Source organism: Microbacterium sp. CBA3102 (assembly GCF_007954505.1).
Lineage (GTDB): Bacteria > Actinomycetota > Actinomycetes > Actinomycetales > Microbacteriaceae > Microbacterium > Microbacterium aurugineum.
Window position 1 is genome coordinate 3,194,954 of sequence record NZ_CP042412.1, and the last position, 17,440, is coordinate 3,212,393.

Consider the following 17,440-nt stretch of genomic DNA (forward strand, 5'->3'; position numbering starts at 1 on the left):
CGGCACGACTACTTCTTGTCCTTGCCTTCGACGTCTCCCGAGAGCGCGGCGATGAACGCCTCCTGGGGGACCTCGACGCGGCCGACCATCTTCATGCGCTTCTTGCCCTCCTTCTGCTTCTCGAGGAGCTTGCGCTTACGGGTGATGTCGCCGCCGTAGCACTTCGCCAGCACGTCCTTGCGGATCGCCCGGATGGTCTCACGGGCGATGATGCGCGCGCCGATCGCCGCCTGGATCGGGACCTCGAACTGCTGACGAGGGATGAGCTTGCGCAGGCGCTCGGCCATCATCGTGCCGTAGGCGTAGGCCTTGTCCCGGTGGACGATCGAGCTGAAGGCGTCGACCTTCTCGCCCTGGAGGAGGATGTCGACCTTGACGAGGTCGGCTTCCTGCTGTCCGGAGGGTTCGTAGTCGAGAGAGGCGTAGCCCTGCGTCTTGGACTTCAGCTGGTCGAAGAAGTCGAACACGATCTCACCGAGCGGCATGTTGTAGCGCAGCTCGACACGCTCCTCGGAGAAGTACTCCATGCCGAGCAGGGTGCCGCGGCGCGACTGGCACAGCTCCATCACGGTGCCGACGTAGTCCTTCGGCAGCAGGATCGCGGCCTTCACCATGGGCTCCGAGACCGATCCGATGCGCCCGTCAGGGTACTCGCTCGGGTTGGTCACGGTGACCGTCTCGCCCGTGTCACTGGTGAGCACCTCGTAGATCACGCTGGGCGCGGTCGTGATGAGGTCGAGTCCGAACTCGCGGGCGAGGCGCTCCGTGACGATCTCCAGGTGGAGCAGACCGAGGAAACCACAGCGGAAACCGAAACCGAGCGCGACCGAGGTCTCGGGCTCGTACTGGAGCGAGGCGTCCGAGAGCTTGAGCTTGTCGAGGGCCTCGCGGAGCTCGGCGTAGTCACTGCCGTCGATCGGGTAGATACCGGAGAAGACCATCGGCTTCGGGTCGGTGTACCCCGGCAGAGGTTCCGATGCCGGCTTCCGAGACGTGGTGATCGTGTCTCCGACCTTCGACTGGCGAACGTCCTTCACACCCGTGATCAGGTAGCCCACCTCGCCGACGCCGAGCCCCTTGGTCGGGGTCGGCTCCGGGCTCGACACGCCGACCTCGAGCGCCTCATGGTTGGCCCCGGTCGACATCATCTGGATGCGCTCGCGCGGCGAGAGACTGCCGTCCACCATGCGCACATACGTGACGACACCGCGGTACGCGTCGTACACCGAGTCGAAGATCATCGCGCGGGCGGGGGCATCCGCGTCGCCGACCGGAGCCGGGATGTCCTGGACCAGCCGGTCGAGCAGCTCCTCGACGCCGACGCCGGTCTTGCCCGAGACGCGCAGCACATCCTCGGGCTTGCCTCCGATGAGCGAGGCCAGTTCCTTCGCGTACTTCTCGGGGTCGGCGGCCGGCAGGTCGATCTTGTTCAGCACCGGGATGATGTGGAGGTCGTTCTCCAGCGCGAGGTACAGGTTCGCGAGCGTCTGCGCCTCGATTCCCTGCGCCGCGTCGACGAGCAGGATGGCTCCCTCGCAGGCCGCGAGCGAACGCGAGACCTCGTAGGTGAAGTCCACGTGGCCGGGTGTGTCGATCATGTTCAGGGCCACGGTCTGACCGTCGAGCTCCCACGGCATCCGAACGGCCTGGCTCTTGATGGTGATCCCGCGCTCGCGCTCGATGTCCATGCGGTCGAGGTACTGGGCCCGCATGTCGCGGTCCGAGACGACGCCGGTGATCTGGAGCATCCGGTCGGCGAGCGTCGACTTGCCATGGTCGATGTGGGCGATGATGCAGAAATTGCGGATCTGCGCAGCCGGCGTCGAGGCAGGCTGGAGAGGTGTGAGAGCGCGTGGGGACATGTCCCTTCGATTCTACGGTGAGGGGGCGCTAATCCCCGATTCCCGCATTCCGGTGATAGTCTCCCGAAGTTGCCTGGGAAATTCCGTGACACCGGATCCCGCAAGCGATAAGACTCCATCACAGACCCCGTGGCGGTTGTCGCATCGCAGAGTTCGGTGGATGGCGATTCCGTAATCCAACTGACTCAGCGTTGCGTCGGCTGATCCCGAGCGCGTCTGTAGAAGAGAAAGACTGACCCCTTGATCAAGTACCTCCTGCGCCGAACACTCGGCTGGCTGCTCATGATCGTGGTCGCGACGAACCTCACGTTCTTCCTCGCGTGGGGATTCCTCGACCCGCGCAGCAACTACGTGGGGCGACGACCACCCCTGACGCCGGAGCAGATCGACAACGTCCTGATCCCGCGCAACCTCAGCGACACCGTGCCGCTCATGGAGCGGTGGTGGAACTGGTTCAGCGGCATCCTGTTCCGCTGGGACTGGGGCACGAGCCCCACCGGGCAGTCGGTCAACGAGCAGGTCGCCTACCGCATGTGGGTCAGCGCGGAGCTCGTGCTCGGTGCGACGATCATCGCCGCCGTGCTCGGCATCTGGTTGGGTGTCTACACCGCGTCCCGCCAGTACAAGCTCGCCGACCGCATCGGCCAGGCGACCTCGATCATCACGATGAACATCAACATCATCGTCGCCGGCCTCGCGGTCGTGCTCCTCGCCATCGCCCTCAACGAGTGGACAGGGGTGCGGATCTTCTACGTCACCGGCTCCTCCAGCCCGGGCGTGACCGGCTTCTTCCCGACCATCATCGACGCGCTCCAGCACGTCACGCTGCCCACGATCGCGCTCGTGCTCGTCGGCTACGCCCAGTACCACTTCCTCCAGCGCTCGCTCCTGCTCGACAACATCAACGCGGACTACGTGCGCACCGCTCGCGCCAAGGGACTGACCAAAGCGCAGGCGGTCCGCAAACACGCCCTCCGCACGTCGCTCATCCCGGTCGCGACCCAGGTCGCCTTCACGATCCCGACGATCTTCACCGGCGCGATCCTGACCGAGTCGATCTTCGCCTGGCAGGGCATGGGCCGCTACTTCCTCGACACCATCAACCAGAACGACATCAACGGCGTGGTGGCGGTCGCCGCGTTCGGCGCCGTGCTGACGGCGATCGGCGCGGTCCTCGCGGACGTCGTCGTCGTCGTCCTCGACCCGCGAGTGAGGGTGAGCTGATATGACCACCGAAATGATCGATCCGCTGGTCGAGCCGTCCACCGAGGCAGCTCCCCGCAAGTCCCTCTCGAAGTGGACGCTCTACACACGCCGTTACATGCGCAACAAGCCGGCCGTCGGCGGCATCGTCGTCCTGCTCGCCCTGATCCTGTTCGCGACCCTCGGCCCGGTGCTGTCTCCGTACGCCGTCAATGACATGGACTTCCTCGCACTGAGCACGCCGCCCTCGGCAGCGCACTGGTTCGGCACGAACGGCGCCGGAAACGACACCTACACCCAGACCGCGGTCGGCTTGCAGCGCTCGCTCATGATCGCGATCACGGTGTCGGTCGGAACCACCATTCTGTCGGCCCTCGTCGGCACGGCCGCCGCCTATTTCCGCGGCTGGTTCGAACGCATCGCGCTGCTGGTCATCCACTTCATGATGGTTGTCCCCACCTTCCTGATGCTGTCCGTCATCTCGAACGACTCGGGAGGCGTCTGGTGGGTCATCGCCCTCGTGATGATCTTCGTGAGCTGGTTCTTCCCCGCGCGCATCATCTGGACCATGGCACTGTCGCTTCGCGAGCGGGAGTACGTGCAGGCGGCGCGCTACATGGGCGTCCGAGGCACACGCATCGTGCTGCGACACCTGGTCCCCAACATCGGATCTCTGCTGGTCATCAACTTCACGCTCGGTATCGTCGCGGCCGTGACGACGGAGACCGGCCTGTCGTTCATCGGCTTCGGTGTGAAGATCCCCGACGTCTCCCTCGGATCACTCATCGGAGAGGGCAGCACGTCGATCACGAGCTCTCCGTGGCTCTTCTACTTCCCGGCGTTGACGCTCACGCTGCTGACCGTGTCGATGGCGTTGATCGCCGACGGCCTGCGTGACGCCCTCGACCCCACCTCGGCTGCAGGAGGCCGCGCATGAGCCCCGTACTGTCCGTCCGCGACCTCACCGTCAGCTTCGCCTCCGAAGCCGGCCGTGTCGACGCCGTGCGCGGCGTCTCCTTCGACCTGGAGGCCGGCAAGACCCTCGGCATCGTCGGTGAGTCCGGCTCCGGGAAGTCCGTCACCTCGCTGGCCGTCATGGGCCTGCTCGACGAGAACGCGAAGATCTCCGGCTCGATCTTGTTCGACGGGCAGGAGCTTCTCGGAAAGACCGACGCGCAGCTCTCCCGTATCCGTGGCAACGGCATCTCGATGGTGTTCCAGGACCCGCTGACCTCGCTGACGCCCGTGTACACGATCGGCACCCAGTTGATCGAGGCGCTCACGGTGCACCGCAACCTCAGCATCAAGGAGGCGAACGCCCGGGCGATCGATCTGCTCAAGCTCGTGGGCATCCCCGAGCCCGAGAAGCGGATGAAGGCGTTCCCCCACGAGTTCTCCGGAGGAATGCGTCAGCGCGTGGTGATCGCGATCGCGATGGCGAACGACCCGAAGCTGATCATCGCCGACGAGCCGACGACGGCGCTCGACGTCACGATCCAGGCGCAGATCCTCGACCTGATCGAGAAGGCGCAGGCCGAGACCGGCGCCGCTGTCATGATGATCACGCATGACATGGGCGTGGTGGCCCGCACCGCGGACGACGTCATGGTGATGTACGCCGGCAAGCCCGTGGAGCAGGCGCCCGTGCGCGAGCTGTTCCACCAGACGAGGATGCCCTACTCCATCGGACTCCTCGGCGCGATCCCCCGCGTGGACAAGGCCGAGAAGGAACCGCTGACCCCGATCAAGGGCAACCCGCCCCTCCTGATCAACCTCCCCGACGCCTGCCCGTTCGCCGACCGCTGCCCGATCGTGATGGATGCGTGCCGGACGCGTGAGCCGGAACTCCTCCCCGTCCTGACCAGCGGTGGCGAGGCACATCGCGCCGCCTGCATCCGTTCGAGTGAGATCGAGGACGGCGGCTTGCTCGGCGGACTGCCGGTGTATCCGGTCAGGGAGGCGCCGGAGAGCGAACTCACCCGCCTGCCCCGCGAGGAGCGTCCCATCACGCTCGAGGTGAAGAACCTCACCAAGACCTTCCCGCTCCTCAAGGGCGCCTTCCTCAAGCGCAAGGTCGGCGAGGTGCATGCCGTCAAGGGCATCAGCTTCGACGTCCGCGAAGGCGAGACTATGGCGATCGTGGGCGAGTCCGGGAGCGGGAAGACCACGACGCTGCTGCAGATCATGGACATGGTCAAGCAGACCGAGGGTGACATCGTCATCGCCGGGACGAGTGTCAACGACATCCGCAGTCGCAAGGTGGAGCGGGAGTTGCGGCGCGACATCCAGATCGTGTTCCAGGACCCGATGGGTGCGCTCGACCCGCGCATGACGGTCGCGGACATCATCTCCGAGCCGCTGACGGCCATCGGCACCCCGAAGGCGGAGGTGAACCGACGCGTCGGTGAGTTGATGGACCTCGTGGGCCTCAACCCGGCGCATCGCGATCGGTTCCCGCAGGCGTTCTCGGGCGGGCAGAGGCAGCGCATCGGCATCGCCCGTGCACTGTCGACGAACCCCAAGATCGTGGTGCTCGACGAGCCGGTGTCGGCGCTCGACGTGTCGATTCAGGCGGGCGTCATCAACCTCCTGGACGACCTCAAGGTCAAGCTCGGCCTGTCGTACCTCTTCGTGGCTCACGACCTCTCCGTGGTACGTCACATCGCGGATCGCGTCGCCGTCATGTACCTGGGCGACTTCGTGGAGCACGGCGACGTGGACGATGTCTTCGACAATCCCCGGCATCCGTACACCAAGGCGCTGCTGTCGGCGATCCCGGTCCCCGACCCCGACATCGAGCGGACGCGGCAGCGGATCGTCTTCGATCCAGAGACCACCTCGGGCCTGTCGAACGTCTCCTGACCGGAGACGGATCACCGTCCGATAACGGTTAGGCGGCATTCACTTGGCTCGGCCGCATTCGTGTACCGGGCGAACTATTCTCCCCTTATGACACGCCGAAAGGCGAAAGGAGCACCATGAAGCAGTACAAGCTGATGGGAGCGCTGGCACTCACCGGCGCTTTCGCACTCGCGCTCAGCGGGTGCGCTGCCGGCAACAGCGGCAGTGGCGACAATGGCGACAACGGCGAGAAGACCGACGTCGAGATGGCGGACTACAACCCGCAGCCTCGCGAGAACCTCCAGGAGGGTGGCGAGGTCAACTTCGCGATCCGTGAGGTGCCGCCGCAGCTGAACGCCTTCAACAGTGACGGCAGCGCCGACACCGCACGCATCGCCGCGTGGTACACGCCGCAGCTGATCCTGATGGAGCCGGACGGCACGCAGTACAAGAACGACAACTACCTCGACGAGTGGAAGAACGAAGTCAAGGATGGCAAGACGGTCCTGACCTTCACGTTCACCGACGAGGCCCACTGGAACGATGGCACGGACATGGACTGGACCGCCATCGACGCCACGTGGAAGGCCAACCGCTCCTACGACGAGGGCTTCAACCCGAACGCCACCGACGGCTACAAGGACATCGAGTCCGTCGAGCAGGGCGACACCGCCAAGACGGCGATCGTCACCTTCAAGGGCGAGTTCGCCTGGCCGCAGATGCCCTTCAACGGTGGCGTCATCCACCCGGCACTCGCAGACCCGGACACCTTCAACGAAGCGATGATCGAGAACCCGCACCCGGAGTGGGGCGCCGGTCCCTACACGGTCGACGAGTATGACGCGACCAAGGGCTACATCTCGTTCAAGCCGAACCCCGAGTGGTGGGGCGACGCTCCGCTGCTCGACAAGGTCACCATGACGGGTATGGACGGCCAGGCCGGCGTCAACGCCTTCAAGAACGGCGAGGTCGACATGGTGGAGACGGGCTCCCAGGAGCTCATCGACCAGGTCAAGGACGTCGACGGCGCCAAGGTCTACCGCGCGCAGCAGACGGCCAACACGATTCTGCAGGTCGACTCCTCCAAGCCGCAGTTCGAGGACGTCAAGGTCCGCGAGGCGTTCTTCAAGGCCATCAACATCGACCAGCAGAAGCAGATCGCGTGGAACGGCCTCGGCTATGAAGAGGACCCGGCCGGCTCGCTGACCCTGTTCTCGTTCCAGCCCGGCTACACCGACTCGATGAAGGCCGCAGGCTGGGAGTTCGATGTCGAGGGCGCCAAGAAGCTGCTCGACGAGGCCGGCTGGACCGAGGGTTCGGACGGCATCCGTGAGAAGGACGGCGTGAAGCTCTCGGTGGTCTACCCCATCTGGAACGACACGGCCACCTCGAAGGCTCTCGCACAGTCGCTGCAGGCGCAGGAGAAGGAGGTCGGCATCGACGTCCAGGTCGAGGTCCGTCCCGCCAGCCAGTTCTCTGAGGACTACACCTCGAAGAACTGGGATGTCTCCGGTCTCCGCTTCACCTCGTCCGACCCGTTCGGTGCCGCCTGGTTCTGCCAGCTGTACTGCTCGGACTCGGGTCTCAACCTGTCGGGTGTCGGTGACGCCGAACTCGACGCCGAGATCAAGGACAAGGTCGAGTCGCAGTCCGACCCCGAGGCTCAGACCGCTGCCGCGATGGAGCTCGAGCCCGAGATCTACAAGCGCTGGGGCCTGATCCCGCTGTACAACGGCCCGCAGATCTACACGGTCCAGGAAGGCCTCGCCAACCTGACGCCGGAGCCCTACGTGGGTCTCGACCTGTTCGGCATCCAGCCCGTCGAGAACGTCGGCTGGGAGAAGTAACATCCTCTGACGTTCGCATCGAAGCGGGGCCGGTGGTTCATTCACCGGCCCCGCTTTCTTTATGCTGTTCGCGTGAGCACCCAGATCGTCCTCGTGCACGGTATCCGCACGTCCGCGACGATGTGGCGCGCACAGACCACGTATCTCGACGAGCAGGAGTATGCGTCGACCGCGGTCGATCTCCCCGGGCACGGGAGCCGCATGGAAGAGGACTTCACGCTGCACGAAGCGCTCCACACGATCGATGCCGCCGTACGTGCGGCAGCGGAGAAGGGCCCCGTCGTGCTCGTGGGGCATTCGATGGGCGGGCTGCTGTGTCTCGCCTACGTCGGCGGGGCACAGCGACCGCCGGTGGCCGCTCTCGTCGCGGCGTCGTGCACCTCGCTCCCCCACGGTGCGGGACTCCGCGCCTATCGCCTCTTCGCCCGGGCCGTCGACTCGCTGCCTGATCGCGGTATGTGGCTGACCGGTCGCGTCCTCGAGGCCACCATCCCCACGGAGACCAGATCCGACTTCGCCGCCGGTGGATATGCACTGGACATGCAGGACACGGCGCTGCGCAGCCTCGCCGCACTGGACATCGCCGCCGCCGTCCCCCGGATCACGGTCCCGCTCTGGTTCGTGAACGGGCAGTACGACCAGCTGCGTCTGAACGAGTCCTTGTTCCGACGTCTCGCGCCCCATGCGGAGCTCCTCATCGTGCCCCGCACGACGCACCTGGTCACGGCGATGCGGCCACGGGTCTTCAACGCCGTGCTGCAGCTGGCCATCGCGACGGTGGAAGAGGAGCAGCCCGGCTCATGAGCGCGACGGCTGGCGCGCGAACGCGGTGAGCAGTCCTCCCACCAGCGACAGCAGGGCAGCAGCGACGAAGACGAGCCAGAAGCCGCCGACGAGAGCGACCAGTGCCGCACCGAGCACCGGTCCGATCAGCTGTCCCAGGGCTGCGGTGACGTTGACGATCCCGAGGTCCCTGGCGTGATCCTGTGCGTCAGGGAGCAGGTCGGCCGCGAACGCGAGACCGACCGTCGAGAAGGCTCCGTACCCCAATCCCATGAGAGCCGCGGCCACCATGGTCATCTCGAACGTGGGCACCAGGGCGATCGCCACGCCCGAGGCCGCCTGGACGACGGTTGCGGCGACGGTGAGCGTGCGCCTGTTCCCTGTCCGGTCCGACACGATGCCGGTGACCACGGAAGCGAGCACGACGAACACGGTGTACACCACGATCAGCAGCAGGAGATTGTCCTGAGCGGCAGCGGTCGGCTGACCGAGACCATGCAAGAGGAAGAAGAGGAACAGCGCGGTGCCGAGAGCATTGCCGACGTTCGTCACGAGGCGTCCCGAGAGCATCCAAGCGAAGTCGCGGTCGCGGAGGGAGGCGAGCGGTCGGCGTCCGCCAGGTTTCGGCCGCAGCGCCTCGGTACTCGGCGGGTCGGGCAGCAGCAGGGCCGCACCGGTGCCGACGACGGCGATCACCGCGGCGAGCAGCAGATAGCCGGCGCGGACGTCGAGCCCGAGCAGTACCACCAGTCCGACACCGAGCACGATGCCCACCGCCTGACTCGATCCCACCGCTGCGGACGCCGCGCCGCGCTGCGTCGAGGGCAGCTGGTCGGCGATGAGCGCCGTGAAAGCTGCGGAGGAGACGGCGACGCCGATCGACACACCGACCCAGCCCGCGCCCACGGCCCAGGGTCCCTCGGCGAAACCGGTGAGGATGAGACACACGGCGGTGAGCAGAACGCCCCCGAGGGCCCAGGGGCGTCGGCGGTGGCGTCCCGCGGCCGCACGATCAGAGAGCGCCCCGGCGGCGGGACCCGCGACGATACCGGCGAGTCCCCCGATCCCGAGGACGAGCCCCGAAGACACCACGCCGCGGATCCAGTCGTCTTCGGGAGTGTCGAGCTGCAGAGGAAGCAGCAGTTGCACGGGGGTGAGCTGCACCGTCCAGATCGCGAGCCACGCCAGCGTGAACACCGACATCCATCGTGCGCCCGCCTTGACCGTGCGGGGGCCGGAGACGCCGGTCACCGCGCCTCCTCCGCGGCGATGGAAGCCGCCCGCGACCGCGCGATGAGGTCGCGATACCACTCGTACGACGCTTTGGGTGTGCGCTCGCCCGTCTCGAAGTCCACGTGCACCAATCCGAACCGTTGGGTGTACCCGTCGGCCCACTCCCAGTTGTCCAGGAGCGACCACACCGTGTACTCCTCGACGGGCACCCCGGCGTCGATCGCCTCGCCAACCGCCGCGATGTGACCTGAGAGATAGTCGATGCGATCGGTGTCGTCCACGAGCGCAGCCCGCTCGGGCTCAGGGAAGGACGCCCCGTTCTCTCCGATGATCACGGGCGGGAGATGCGGATGCCGCGTGTGCAGGTCGATCAGCAGATCGCGCAGGGCACCGGGCATGATGGGCCACTCGGGTCCGAAGCCGGTGACGGGGACGCCGGGGGTCGGCACGATGTCGAACGGTATCGGGCTTCCCTCCGCCGCAGCGGTGACCGTCGTGGGGTTGTAGAAGTTGATGCCGTAGAAGTCGATCGACCGTGCGATCTCCTCCAGATCCCCGTCGCGCACGGGCAGCGGTGGCAGCCCGAGTGCCTCGAGATCCGGATAGTGGCCGGCGAGGAGCGGTTCGCTGAAAACGCGGTTGTGGATCACGCCGTACACGGCGGCGGCCTGGTGGTCCTCGGCGGTGTCGCGGAGCGGGAGGACCCAGGTGTGATTGTTCACGAGGCCGACGGAGGCGGCGCCGTGGCCGTGCAGCACCGTAGCCGCACGGGCGTGCGCGAGGAGCTGATGGTGGGCGGTGGGCAGGGCGCCGAAGAGCAGTTCCTTCCCGGGAGCGAGCGCGCCGACCGCATACCCCTGCAACGTCGTCATCGCCGGCTCGTTGAGCGTGTACCACTGCTCGACGCGATCGCCGAGACAGGCGGCGACGATGGTCGCGTAGTCGGCGAAGCGCTCGGCCGTGTCGCGCTGGAGCCAGCCACCGTCGGCCTCGACCTCGCTGGGCATCTCCCAATGGAACAGGGTCGGAAACGGTGCGACCCCGGCCTCGAGCAAGTGGTCAACCAGCCGGGAGTAATGGTCGAGCGCCGCGCGGTCCCCCGAGCCCCGACCTCCGGGTTGCACGCGTGCCCACGGGATGGAGAACCGGTAACGGTCGAGGCCCAGCCCCGCGGCGAGGGCCACGTCGGACTCCGGTCGTCGGTAGCTGTCACATGCAGGGTCCGCCGTCGACCCGTCGATGATCGCGCCCGGCCGTTCGAGGAAGTCGTCCCAGATGGAGCGCCCGGTCGACCCCGTGGGACGGGCCCCCTCGATCTGGAAGGCCGAGGTCGCTGCGGACCAACGGAGCCCGACGGGCACAGACGGACGATCACGTGCAGGGATCATGGGGCTCCTTGACATCGATGTCGGGACAGTGATGATTCTGCACCCGGTACCATCGATTGCGCGACCGAGTTTCGCATTCTGCTCGCCGTTTCGCGCGAGCGCCCCGTCTGCTGGTAGACTCGACTCTTGGCTTGCGTGTGGGTTCTTCCCTCACGACCGCTGTGCAGCAGCCCTCTTCTGCTGCCGGCATTCCGAACACTCCTGTACAGAAAGCGTCCACACGTGGCAAACATCAAGTCGCAGATCAAGCGCAACAAGACCAACGCGAAGGCACACGAGCGCAACAAGGCCGTGAAGAGCGAGCTCAAGACCCTCATCCGCTCCACCCGCACGGCAGTCACCGCCGGCGACAAGGCAGCAGCCGAGGCCGGCCTGAAGAAGGCTTCCGTCAAGCTCGACAAGGCCGTCAGCAAGGGTGTCCTGCACAAGAACCAGGCGTCGAACCGCAAGTCGTCGCTCGCCAAGCAGGTCGCTTCCCTCTGAGCCGAAGCTTCTCAGGAAGGCCCGTCCCGTTCATCGGGGCGGGCCTTCTTCGTCCCCTCGGGTTCGAGGCCCCCGCGGGATCGAGAAAGCGGGGGACGGTTACTCGCCGAAGGGCTGGCGCGTGGCGATCACGGTGACCATGCGCTCCAGGGCGAAGATCGGGTCGCGGGCCGCTCCTTTGACCTCACCATCGGCTCGGGCGGTCGCCTGGATGGCCATCCCGAGAGAGCGCTCGTTCCAGCCGGCCAGGTCGCGGCGGGCACGATCGACCTGCCAATCCTTCATCCCCAGGCGCTGCGCGAGCTGTCGGCTGGGCTCGCGGTTGCCTGCCACGCGCGCCATCGTCCGGAGCTTCATTGCGAAGGCGGCGACCATCGGCACCGGGTCGGCGCCGGACGACAGCGCGTGCCGGAGCGCGACGAGCGCTTCGCCGTAGCGGCCGGCGATGGCCGTATCCGCGACGACGAACGCCGAGACCTCGACGCGACCGCCGTAGTACTTCGTGACGATCTCTTCCGAGATGTCTCCGTCGACGTCGCCGATGAGCTGCTGGCAGGCCGCCGCCAGTTCGGTCAGGTCGTCCGCGAACGCGGAGACAAGCGCACGCAGGGCTGCCGGCGCGATGCGCTTCTTGGCCGCCCGGAACTCTCCGGCGGCGAAGTCCACTCGGTCGCTGTCGCGCTTTACGGCCGGGCACGCGATCTCGATGCCTCCGCCGGTACCGGTGCGAAGAGCGTCGAGCAGCTTCTTGCCACGCACGCTGGCGCCCGTGTGGCGAAGGATGACCGTCGCCCCCTCCTGGGGGTTGCCGAGGTACGACACGGCCTCCTGGATGAAGGCGTCGGAGCACTTCTCGACACCCGAGACGCGCACCAGTCGCGGTTCTCCGAACAGCGAGGGAGAAGTGAGGGACAGCAGTGCGCCCGGGGCGTAGTCGTCGGCCCGCACGTCACTGACTTCGAGTGCAGGATCTTCCGCGCGCAGGTAGTCGCGCACGCCGGCGATCGCACGCTCTGCGCACACCTCTTCCGGCCCCGAGACGAGCACGATCGGCGCGGGGTGCGGTTCTCGCCACGACACCTGCGGGATCTTGGTGGGCTTCGCACCACTGCGAGAGGGGGTACGCGAAGCTGCCATGGGTCCAGCCTACCGGCGCTCACCGACACCGCCCGGCTGGCGTTCTCCTCACTCCTCACCTGCATGCTCCGTCCACACCTGCAGTTCGTCGCCGTGCACACCGAGCAGGATCCTCCCCTGCTGGTCCGTGCGCAGATCCTGCGCCCCGGTCGCTGTCAGAAGGTCGAGGGTCTCGCTACGCGGATGACCGTAGTCGTTGTCCGCACCGACACTGAACAACGCCACCCGGGCCCGAAGCGCCTCGTACAGGCCGGGGTCCTGATCCGCGCTGCCGTGATGGGCCACCTTGACCACGTCATACCCGCCGAGGTCTGCCGCACGCATCAGCAGGCGCTGGGAGGCCGCAGCGAGGTCTCCGAGGAACAGGGATCGCGGCACTCCTCCCCCGTCGAACTCCATCACCACGCTGGCGTCATTGCCTGAGGGAAACACGGGAGACCCTCTCCGGGGCCAGAGGACACGCCACGTCGCCTCCCCGAGTTCGCCCCGCTGCCCTGCCCACGCCTCGTCGACACGGGCACCCCCGTCGAGGAGCACGGCGAGGAGGCGCCGCTCGGAATCCTCGGTGACGGGTCCGTGCAGCACCGCGTCCACCCGACCGACGACGGCGGTGGTCCCGCCGACGTGGTCGAGGTCGAAATGTGTCAGGACGAGGAGGTCGATCCGCTCCACCCCGAGAGACCGCAGACACGCTTCCAGCGGTTCCGGCGCCGGCCCGGTGTCGATCAGTGCGACGCGGTCGCCGGAGCGCACGATCAGCGCATCTCCTTGACCGACGTCGCACGCGGCGACGGACCATCCCTCCGGCGACGCCACGGTCGCGAGCGGACCGTCGAGGAGAATGCGGGCACCGGCGAGCGACGACACGATGATGAGAACCGCCGCCGCGCCGCGCCGCAGGAACGCCATCGCACGCACGGTGGCCGGCCGGCGCGGAACATCAGCGGATCGGAGGAGGACGACCGACACGCACACGCTGACGAGTGCCACCAATGCCGCGCTGCCGATCCCCGCCGGAAGCAGCAGCTGCGCGTTCGGCAGTCGCGCCGTCGTCGTGGCGGTCGTCGCGATCCAGGCGGCGGGAAGCCAGGACGCCGCTGTCAGCAGATCAGCGAGGAACGGCAACGGCGCAGCAAGACACGCCAACAGACCGATCACCGTGGCGATCGGTGCCGCCGGAGCGGCGAGGAGATTCGCAGCGACCCCGATCAGCGATTGCTGCTCTGCGAACAAGGCGATGATCGGCCCGCATGCCAGTTGCGCGGCGAGCGGGACCGCGATCGCCAGCGCCACCGTGTCGGGCATGACTGTCGCCAGCCCCCGGGCAAGAGGCGGGGCGAGCAGTATCAACGCCCCGGATGCCGCCACCGAGAGCGCGAAACCCGGTGACGTCGCGAGCCACGGATCGGCGAGGAGTATGCCCGCGGTGCACAGGGAGAGCATGCCCGCGCCCGCACTCGGACGACCCAGCAGCACGGTGAGCATCCCGATGGCCGCCATGACCGCTGCGCGGATGACGCTCGGCTCCGGGGTGACCAGCACGACGAACCCGGCCAAGCCCACGAGGGAGAGCGCGACGCGCAACGCGCGCCCTCCTCCGCACAACGCCGTCAGCCAGAAGAGCGCGACGACGACGATCGCGCAGTTCGCGCCGGATACAGTTTGTCAAAGAGGTGGGTAGCTAACCGGATGACGCTACCCCTGTGCCACCAAGGATGATGGGCGACACAGGAGCAGCGCTATCAGCTACCTAGCTAGGCACGCCGACCAATCGCATGAAGCGCGTGCGGATTGCGTCCTCTCCGCCTTCGAGGATCTCGCGAACGCTGTCCTTGACGTCGGGGTGCTGCAATGTTCCAGAAGCTTCGATAGCGGGCAACGCCGCGTCGTGTTCGAGCACCAGGATGTTCTCGGCTCCGGAGGTCACAACCACATTAGCGTTATGTGTGGACACGATCAGTTGCCGGTTCTGTTTGATCTTCTTGAGGGTTTCCACAGCGAGGTACCTGATCAGCTTGTTCTCAAGGTCGTCCTCAGGCTGGTCGAGCAAGAGGGGCTCGTCCCCCATCTGAAGGATCACAGCCAGAAGGGCTGCAGTTTTTTGACCAGGCGATCCTCGATCGACGGCCACGAAGTCTGCCTGCCCGTTCGCCTGGTACATCACACGAATGAGGTCGTCGGGGAACCAAAGCATGATGTCGGTGACCAGATCGAAGCTGTCAGAAGTAGCTAGCCTGGAGTAAAACCGACCATCGATCCTCACTGCGCTGGCAATCTCCGATTCAATGCCGGCCTCAACGAGCTGAATCAACTTGCCCTTGAAGCCCGAAACGTCCTGCGGGAATCGCGAGTCTTGCGGCACCTTATCGCTCACTAACAACGGGATCCCATCCTGAGCGAACGCTCCTTCGAACGAATCAGGTGTCCGCAACAACGTGCGCAACTCATCACCGAGGCCTGCAACGCTTCCCTGTTCGAAGACCTCCAGCTTCGTGCGAGTTCCCTGCGTAGCGTTGAGACTCTTCGTATAGTCCCGCCTGCGGGTGAAAAGCTCAGCCCGCTTCGCACGGATACTCCGCATTACCTCGTCTATCACCCCTTCTTGCGCGCTGCGCCTAGCCTCCGCGTTCTCAAGCTGTTTGAGTTCGGCCGTCAGCTCTGCTTCAAGTTTTCGGTCGTGACTGGTCTGATCGGCGGACGCAGCGGATACACCACCCTGTTCGTTCATCCACGCACCCAGCCGCGCAGCCTCTTCGGTCCAGTACTTCGCTGTGCCTGTAGCTATCCAAGCCTGACGAGCGGAGCGGACAACTGCCGCGGCTTGATCGAGGAGTATGGCGGCGCTCTCGTAAGAAGCCACGTAGTCCAGATACTCGGTGCTTTCATCGGCGTCCATGGGCAGGGTGCGAAGCGAGGCGGCCTGCTGAGCGATGATCGCTTCGATCTCGCTGCTCATCAAGTTCGCCGAGTCGACAGTCCGCGTCTTCGTCTCGAGCTGAGACAGCGTCGCGTACTCGGGGCTAGCACGAAGATCTTCGAGGTGGCGTAGTCGCGCTTGCACCTCTTGGAGCTGTCCTTTCAGGCGGTCAGCCTTCTCCGACTCTGCAAGGAGCTGTCGGAGCTTGTTCCGCTCGGTCTTGAACCTGAGCCGGAGTTCCTCATATTGCTCCTCCCACTCGGCTTTTTGAATCTCCGGCATGTCGTCGACAAGCTGGAGGAAGCTTTGCGGCTTGGTCGCCATTTCATAGATCTGTTTCTGGCTGAAGACTCGCACAGGCGCACGATCGACTACTCGTCCCGATTGCTGCTCCCACGCCGAACCATCCCAAAGCGCGAGGCTTGAATGTGAAGGTGAAGCACCCTCCCACCTGATCCTCAGCAGCTGTCCGCCTCGTGCGTAGATCACCTCAATCTCAGTCTCGTCATTCCACCATCGCTCGCTCGCATCTGTCGTTGGCGCAAATCGAGCCAGATCAGCCGCGAGATTGGCTGGCAGCTCTTCTACCCGACCATGCGCCAGGCGAAGGAGCTCAACGAGCGTTGACTTCCCGACGCCACGACCGCCGATCAGGCAGTTCATCCATGGGCCGAACGTAAACTCACGATGCTCGCCCCTGTGCCTCACCATGATCGCTTTGATATGGTCGTGCTTCACATCATTCAGGTCGTGGTCACCTCGTCGAAAACGACGGATCGACTCTGACGGCTCGGCCAGCGCCAACCGAAGGCCCTCCATAGTGAGTGTCTCAGCTTTAACCATCGTCAGGTGAGTCCCCGGCGCTTTTGCTGCAGCCGGATCCGGAGCACCATCCGTGGTTAGGTGATGCGCGTCGGACCCGAGAAGCGGCACCCACCCACGTTTGCTTGCCTCGCCCACCTTGCCGTCATCAGCAACTTCGGCCGCGATGACATGACCACTGGCGGCGAGGGTGTCTAGTTCGCGGGGATCCATATCGAGGACGCCAGCGCGCTGGTCGATGTGGGCCGGGATTAGCATGCCGCCCAAGTCGCGAACCACTTCAGCGGCCGCGTTCACAGTCATGTCGGCGACATCATCGCTTCGTCCTGGCGTTCCGTTGAACTTGCACCGCGCGAGCACCCGGATGACGATGGAGGCATCACACGTGTGCTCGAACACGGCAAGCGCATGAAACCCTCCAGCGAGAGTCAGCTCGACTCCTGGAAAAATCACAAGTGGCGGCAAACCGGGATCTGCGTCCTGGAGTGTTCTGAGCGCGGCTCGCGCCGCGTCAATCCCTTCATGCGAGTTGTGGTCAGTTACTACGATCCCGTCGACGCCAGCATCGATGTATGCACGGACCCAAGTCTCAAACGAAGGCCGCGGATTGGTCGTTGTCTCGCCCTCTAACCCACCGTAATCGAACGATGCCGGCGAGTGAGCATGGATATCCAAACTCCACCATCTCGCGCCAACATAGCCTGTTTGAGGCGCTGCGCCCTCAAGATATGCGGGGGGTTCACCCTCTGAGTTTTCCATGCTTCATCGTGGCATGAGGATCGGCCCCAGAACCGCCCGACGGGCACGAGTGGACGATGATGTACAAAACCAGTTCGAGCGTGCGGCGCTCGCGCTACTACCGGGTCAGACCGCATGGACATGGATTAGACAAAGGTTGGCTCTTCACGAAGGCACGAGTCGGCC

The 17,440-nt window shown here is 65.6% G+C and carries 12 protein-coding genes and 1 pseudogene; 6 read left to right on the forward strand and 7 right to left on the reverse strand.

The window, feature by feature from the left end; all coding sequences use genetic code 11:
* Positions 1 to 8: 8 nt before the first annotated feature.
* Complete coding sequence (gene lepA, locus FGL91_RS15370) at positions 9 to 1,862, reverse strand: translation elongation factor 4 (RefSeq protein ID WP_047519933.1); 1,854 nt, start codon at positions 1,860 to 1,862, stop codon at positions 9 to 11.
* 240 nt (positions 1,863 to 2,102) lie between these two features.
* On the opposite strand from lepA, the gene FGL91_RS15375 reads away from it, so the two are divergent.
* From FGL91_RS15375 to FGL91_RS15395, 5 genes are all read left to right on the forward strand, one after another.
* On the forward strand, positions 2,103 to 3,086 hold the full coding sequence (locus FGL91_RS15375; protein WP_047519931.1) for an ABC transporter permease: 984 nt from the start codon (positions 2,103 to 2,105) through the stop codon (positions 3,084 to 3,086).
* A 1-nt stretch (position 3,087) separates the two neighbouring features.
* Positions 3,088 to 4,002 carry an ABC transporter permease gene (locus tag FGL91_RS15380; protein ID WP_047519929.1) on the forward strand — a complete coding sequence of 305 codons (915 nt, stop codon included), beginning with the start codon at positions 3,088 to 3,090 and terminating at the stop codon, positions 4,000 to 4,002.
* The gene (locus FGL91_RS15385) at positions 3,999 to 5,927 is read left to right on the forward strand and encodes an ABC transporter ATP-binding protein (RefSeq protein ID WP_153244241.1); all 1,929 of its coding nucleotides are present in this window, start codon (positions 3,999 to 4,001) and stop codon (positions 5,925 to 5,927) included. Before FGL91_RS15380 ends, FGL91_RS15385 begins: the two co-directional genes overlap by 4 nt.
* Positions 5,928 to 6,043: 116 nt before the next feature.
* Positions 6,044 to 7,753 (forward strand): ABC transporter family substrate-binding protein, encoded by a 1,710-nt coding sequence (locus FGL91_RS15390; RefSeq protein WP_153244242.1) that lies wholly within the window; start codon positions 6,044 to 6,046, stop codon positions 7,751 to 7,753.
* 72 nt (positions 7,754 to 7,825) lie between these two features.
* The gene (locus FGL91_RS15395; RefSeq protein WP_153244243.1) at positions 7,826 to 8,557 is read left to right on the forward strand and encodes an alpha/beta fold hydrolase; all 732 of its coding nucleotides are present in this window, start codon (positions 7,826 to 7,828) and stop codon (positions 8,555 to 8,557) included.
* Here FGL91_RS15395 and FGL91_RS15400 read toward each other — a convergent pair.
* Both FGL91_RS15400 and FGL91_RS15405 read right to left on the reverse strand, forming a co-directional pair.
* Positions 8,552 to 9,787 carry an MFS transporter gene (locus FGL91_RS15400; RefSeq protein ID WP_153244244.1) on the reverse strand — a complete coding sequence of 412 codons (1,236 nt, stop codon included), beginning with the start codon at positions 9,785 to 9,787 and terminating at the stop codon, positions 8,552 to 8,554. The two genes, FGL91_RS15395 and FGL91_RS15400, sit on opposite strands and share 6 nt — an antisense overlap.
* Positions 9,784 to 11,157, reverse strand: coding sequence for a glycoside hydrolase family 1 protein (locus FGL91_RS15405; RefSeq protein ID WP_153244245.1), 1,374 nt, complete (start codon positions 11,155 to 11,157; stop codon positions 9,784 to 9,786). The genes FGL91_RS15400 and FGL91_RS15405 overlap by 4 nt, the downstream gene beginning before the upstream one ends.
* 222 nt (positions 11,158 to 11,379) lie before the next feature.
* Here FGL91_RS15405 and rpsT point away from each other — a divergent pair, with 222 nt between their 5' ends.
* Positions 11,380 to 11,640, forward strand: coding sequence for a 30S ribosomal protein S20 (gene rpsT, locus FGL91_RS15410; RefSeq protein ID WP_047519918.1), 261 nt, complete (start codon positions 11,380 to 11,382; stop codon positions 11,638 to 11,640).
* Between the two features lie 99 nt (positions 11,641 to 11,739).
* Here rpsT and holA read toward each other — a convergent pair whose 3' ends face one another.
* The 4 genes and pseudogenes from holA to FGL91_RS15425 form a co-directional block, all read right to left on the reverse strand.
* Entirely contained in the window at positions 11,740 to 12,777 is a 1,038-nt protein-coding gene (holA, locus tag FGL91_RS15415; RefSeq protein WP_153244246.1) for a DNA polymerase III subunit delta, read from the reverse strand.
* A gap of 48 nt (positions 12,778 to 12,825) precedes the next feature.
* Complete coding sequence (locus FGL91_RS19270; RefSeq protein ID WP_265491528.1) at positions 12,826 to 13,686, reverse strand: ComEC/Rec2 family competence protein; 861 nt, start codon at positions 13,684 to 13,686, stop codon at positions 12,826 to 12,828.
* A 54-nt stretch (positions 13,687 to 13,740) separates the two neighbouring features.
* Positions 13,741 to 14,424 (reverse strand): annotated as a pseudogene (locus tag FGL91_RS19275) (ComEC/Rec2 family competence protein); the annotation flags it as partial.
* Positions 14,425 to 14,527: 103 nt separating this feature from the next.
* Positions 14,528 to 17,275, reverse strand: coding sequence for a TrlF family AAA-like ATPase (locus FGL91_RS15425; protein WP_153244248.1), 2,748 nt, complete (start codon positions 17,273 to 17,275; stop codon positions 14,528 to 14,530).
* Positions 17,276 to 17,440 lie beyond the last annotated feature (165 nt).

Bases quoted from the DNA above. Each gene is read 5' to 3' on its own strand.
- lepA (WP_047519933.1), bottom strand. From the start codon at position 1,862: ATGTCCCCACGCGCTCTCACACCTCTCCAGCCTGCCTCGACGCCGGCT.
- FGL91_RS15380 (WP_047519929.1), top strand. From the start codon at position 3,088: ATGACCACCGAAATGATCGATCCGCTGGTCGAGCCGTCCACCGAGGCA.
- FGL91_RS15385 (WP_153244241.1), top strand. From the start codon at position 3,999: ATGAGCCCCGTACTGTCCGTCCGCGACCTCACCGTCAGCTTCGCCTCC.
- FGL91_RS15390 (WP_153244242.1), top strand. From the start codon at position 6,044: ATGAAGCAGTACAAGCTGATGGGAGCGCTGGCACTCACCGGCGCTTTC.
- FGL91_RS15405 (WP_153244245.1), bottom strand. From the start codon at position 11,157: ATGATCCCTGCACGTGATCGTCCGTCTGTGCCCGTCGGGCTCCGTTGG.
- holA (WP_153244246.1), bottom strand. From the start codon at position 12,777: ATGGCAGCTTCGCGTACCCCCTCTCGCAGTGGTGCGAAGCCCACCAAG.
- FGL91_RS19270 (WP_265491528.1), bottom strand. From the start codon at position 13,686: ATGGCGTTCCTGCGGCGCGGCGCGGCGGCGGTTCTCATCATCGTGTCG.
- FGL91_RS15425 (WP_153244248.1), bottom strand. From the start codon at position 17,275: ATGGAAAACTCAGAGGGTGAACCCCCCGCATATCTTGAGGGCGCAGCG.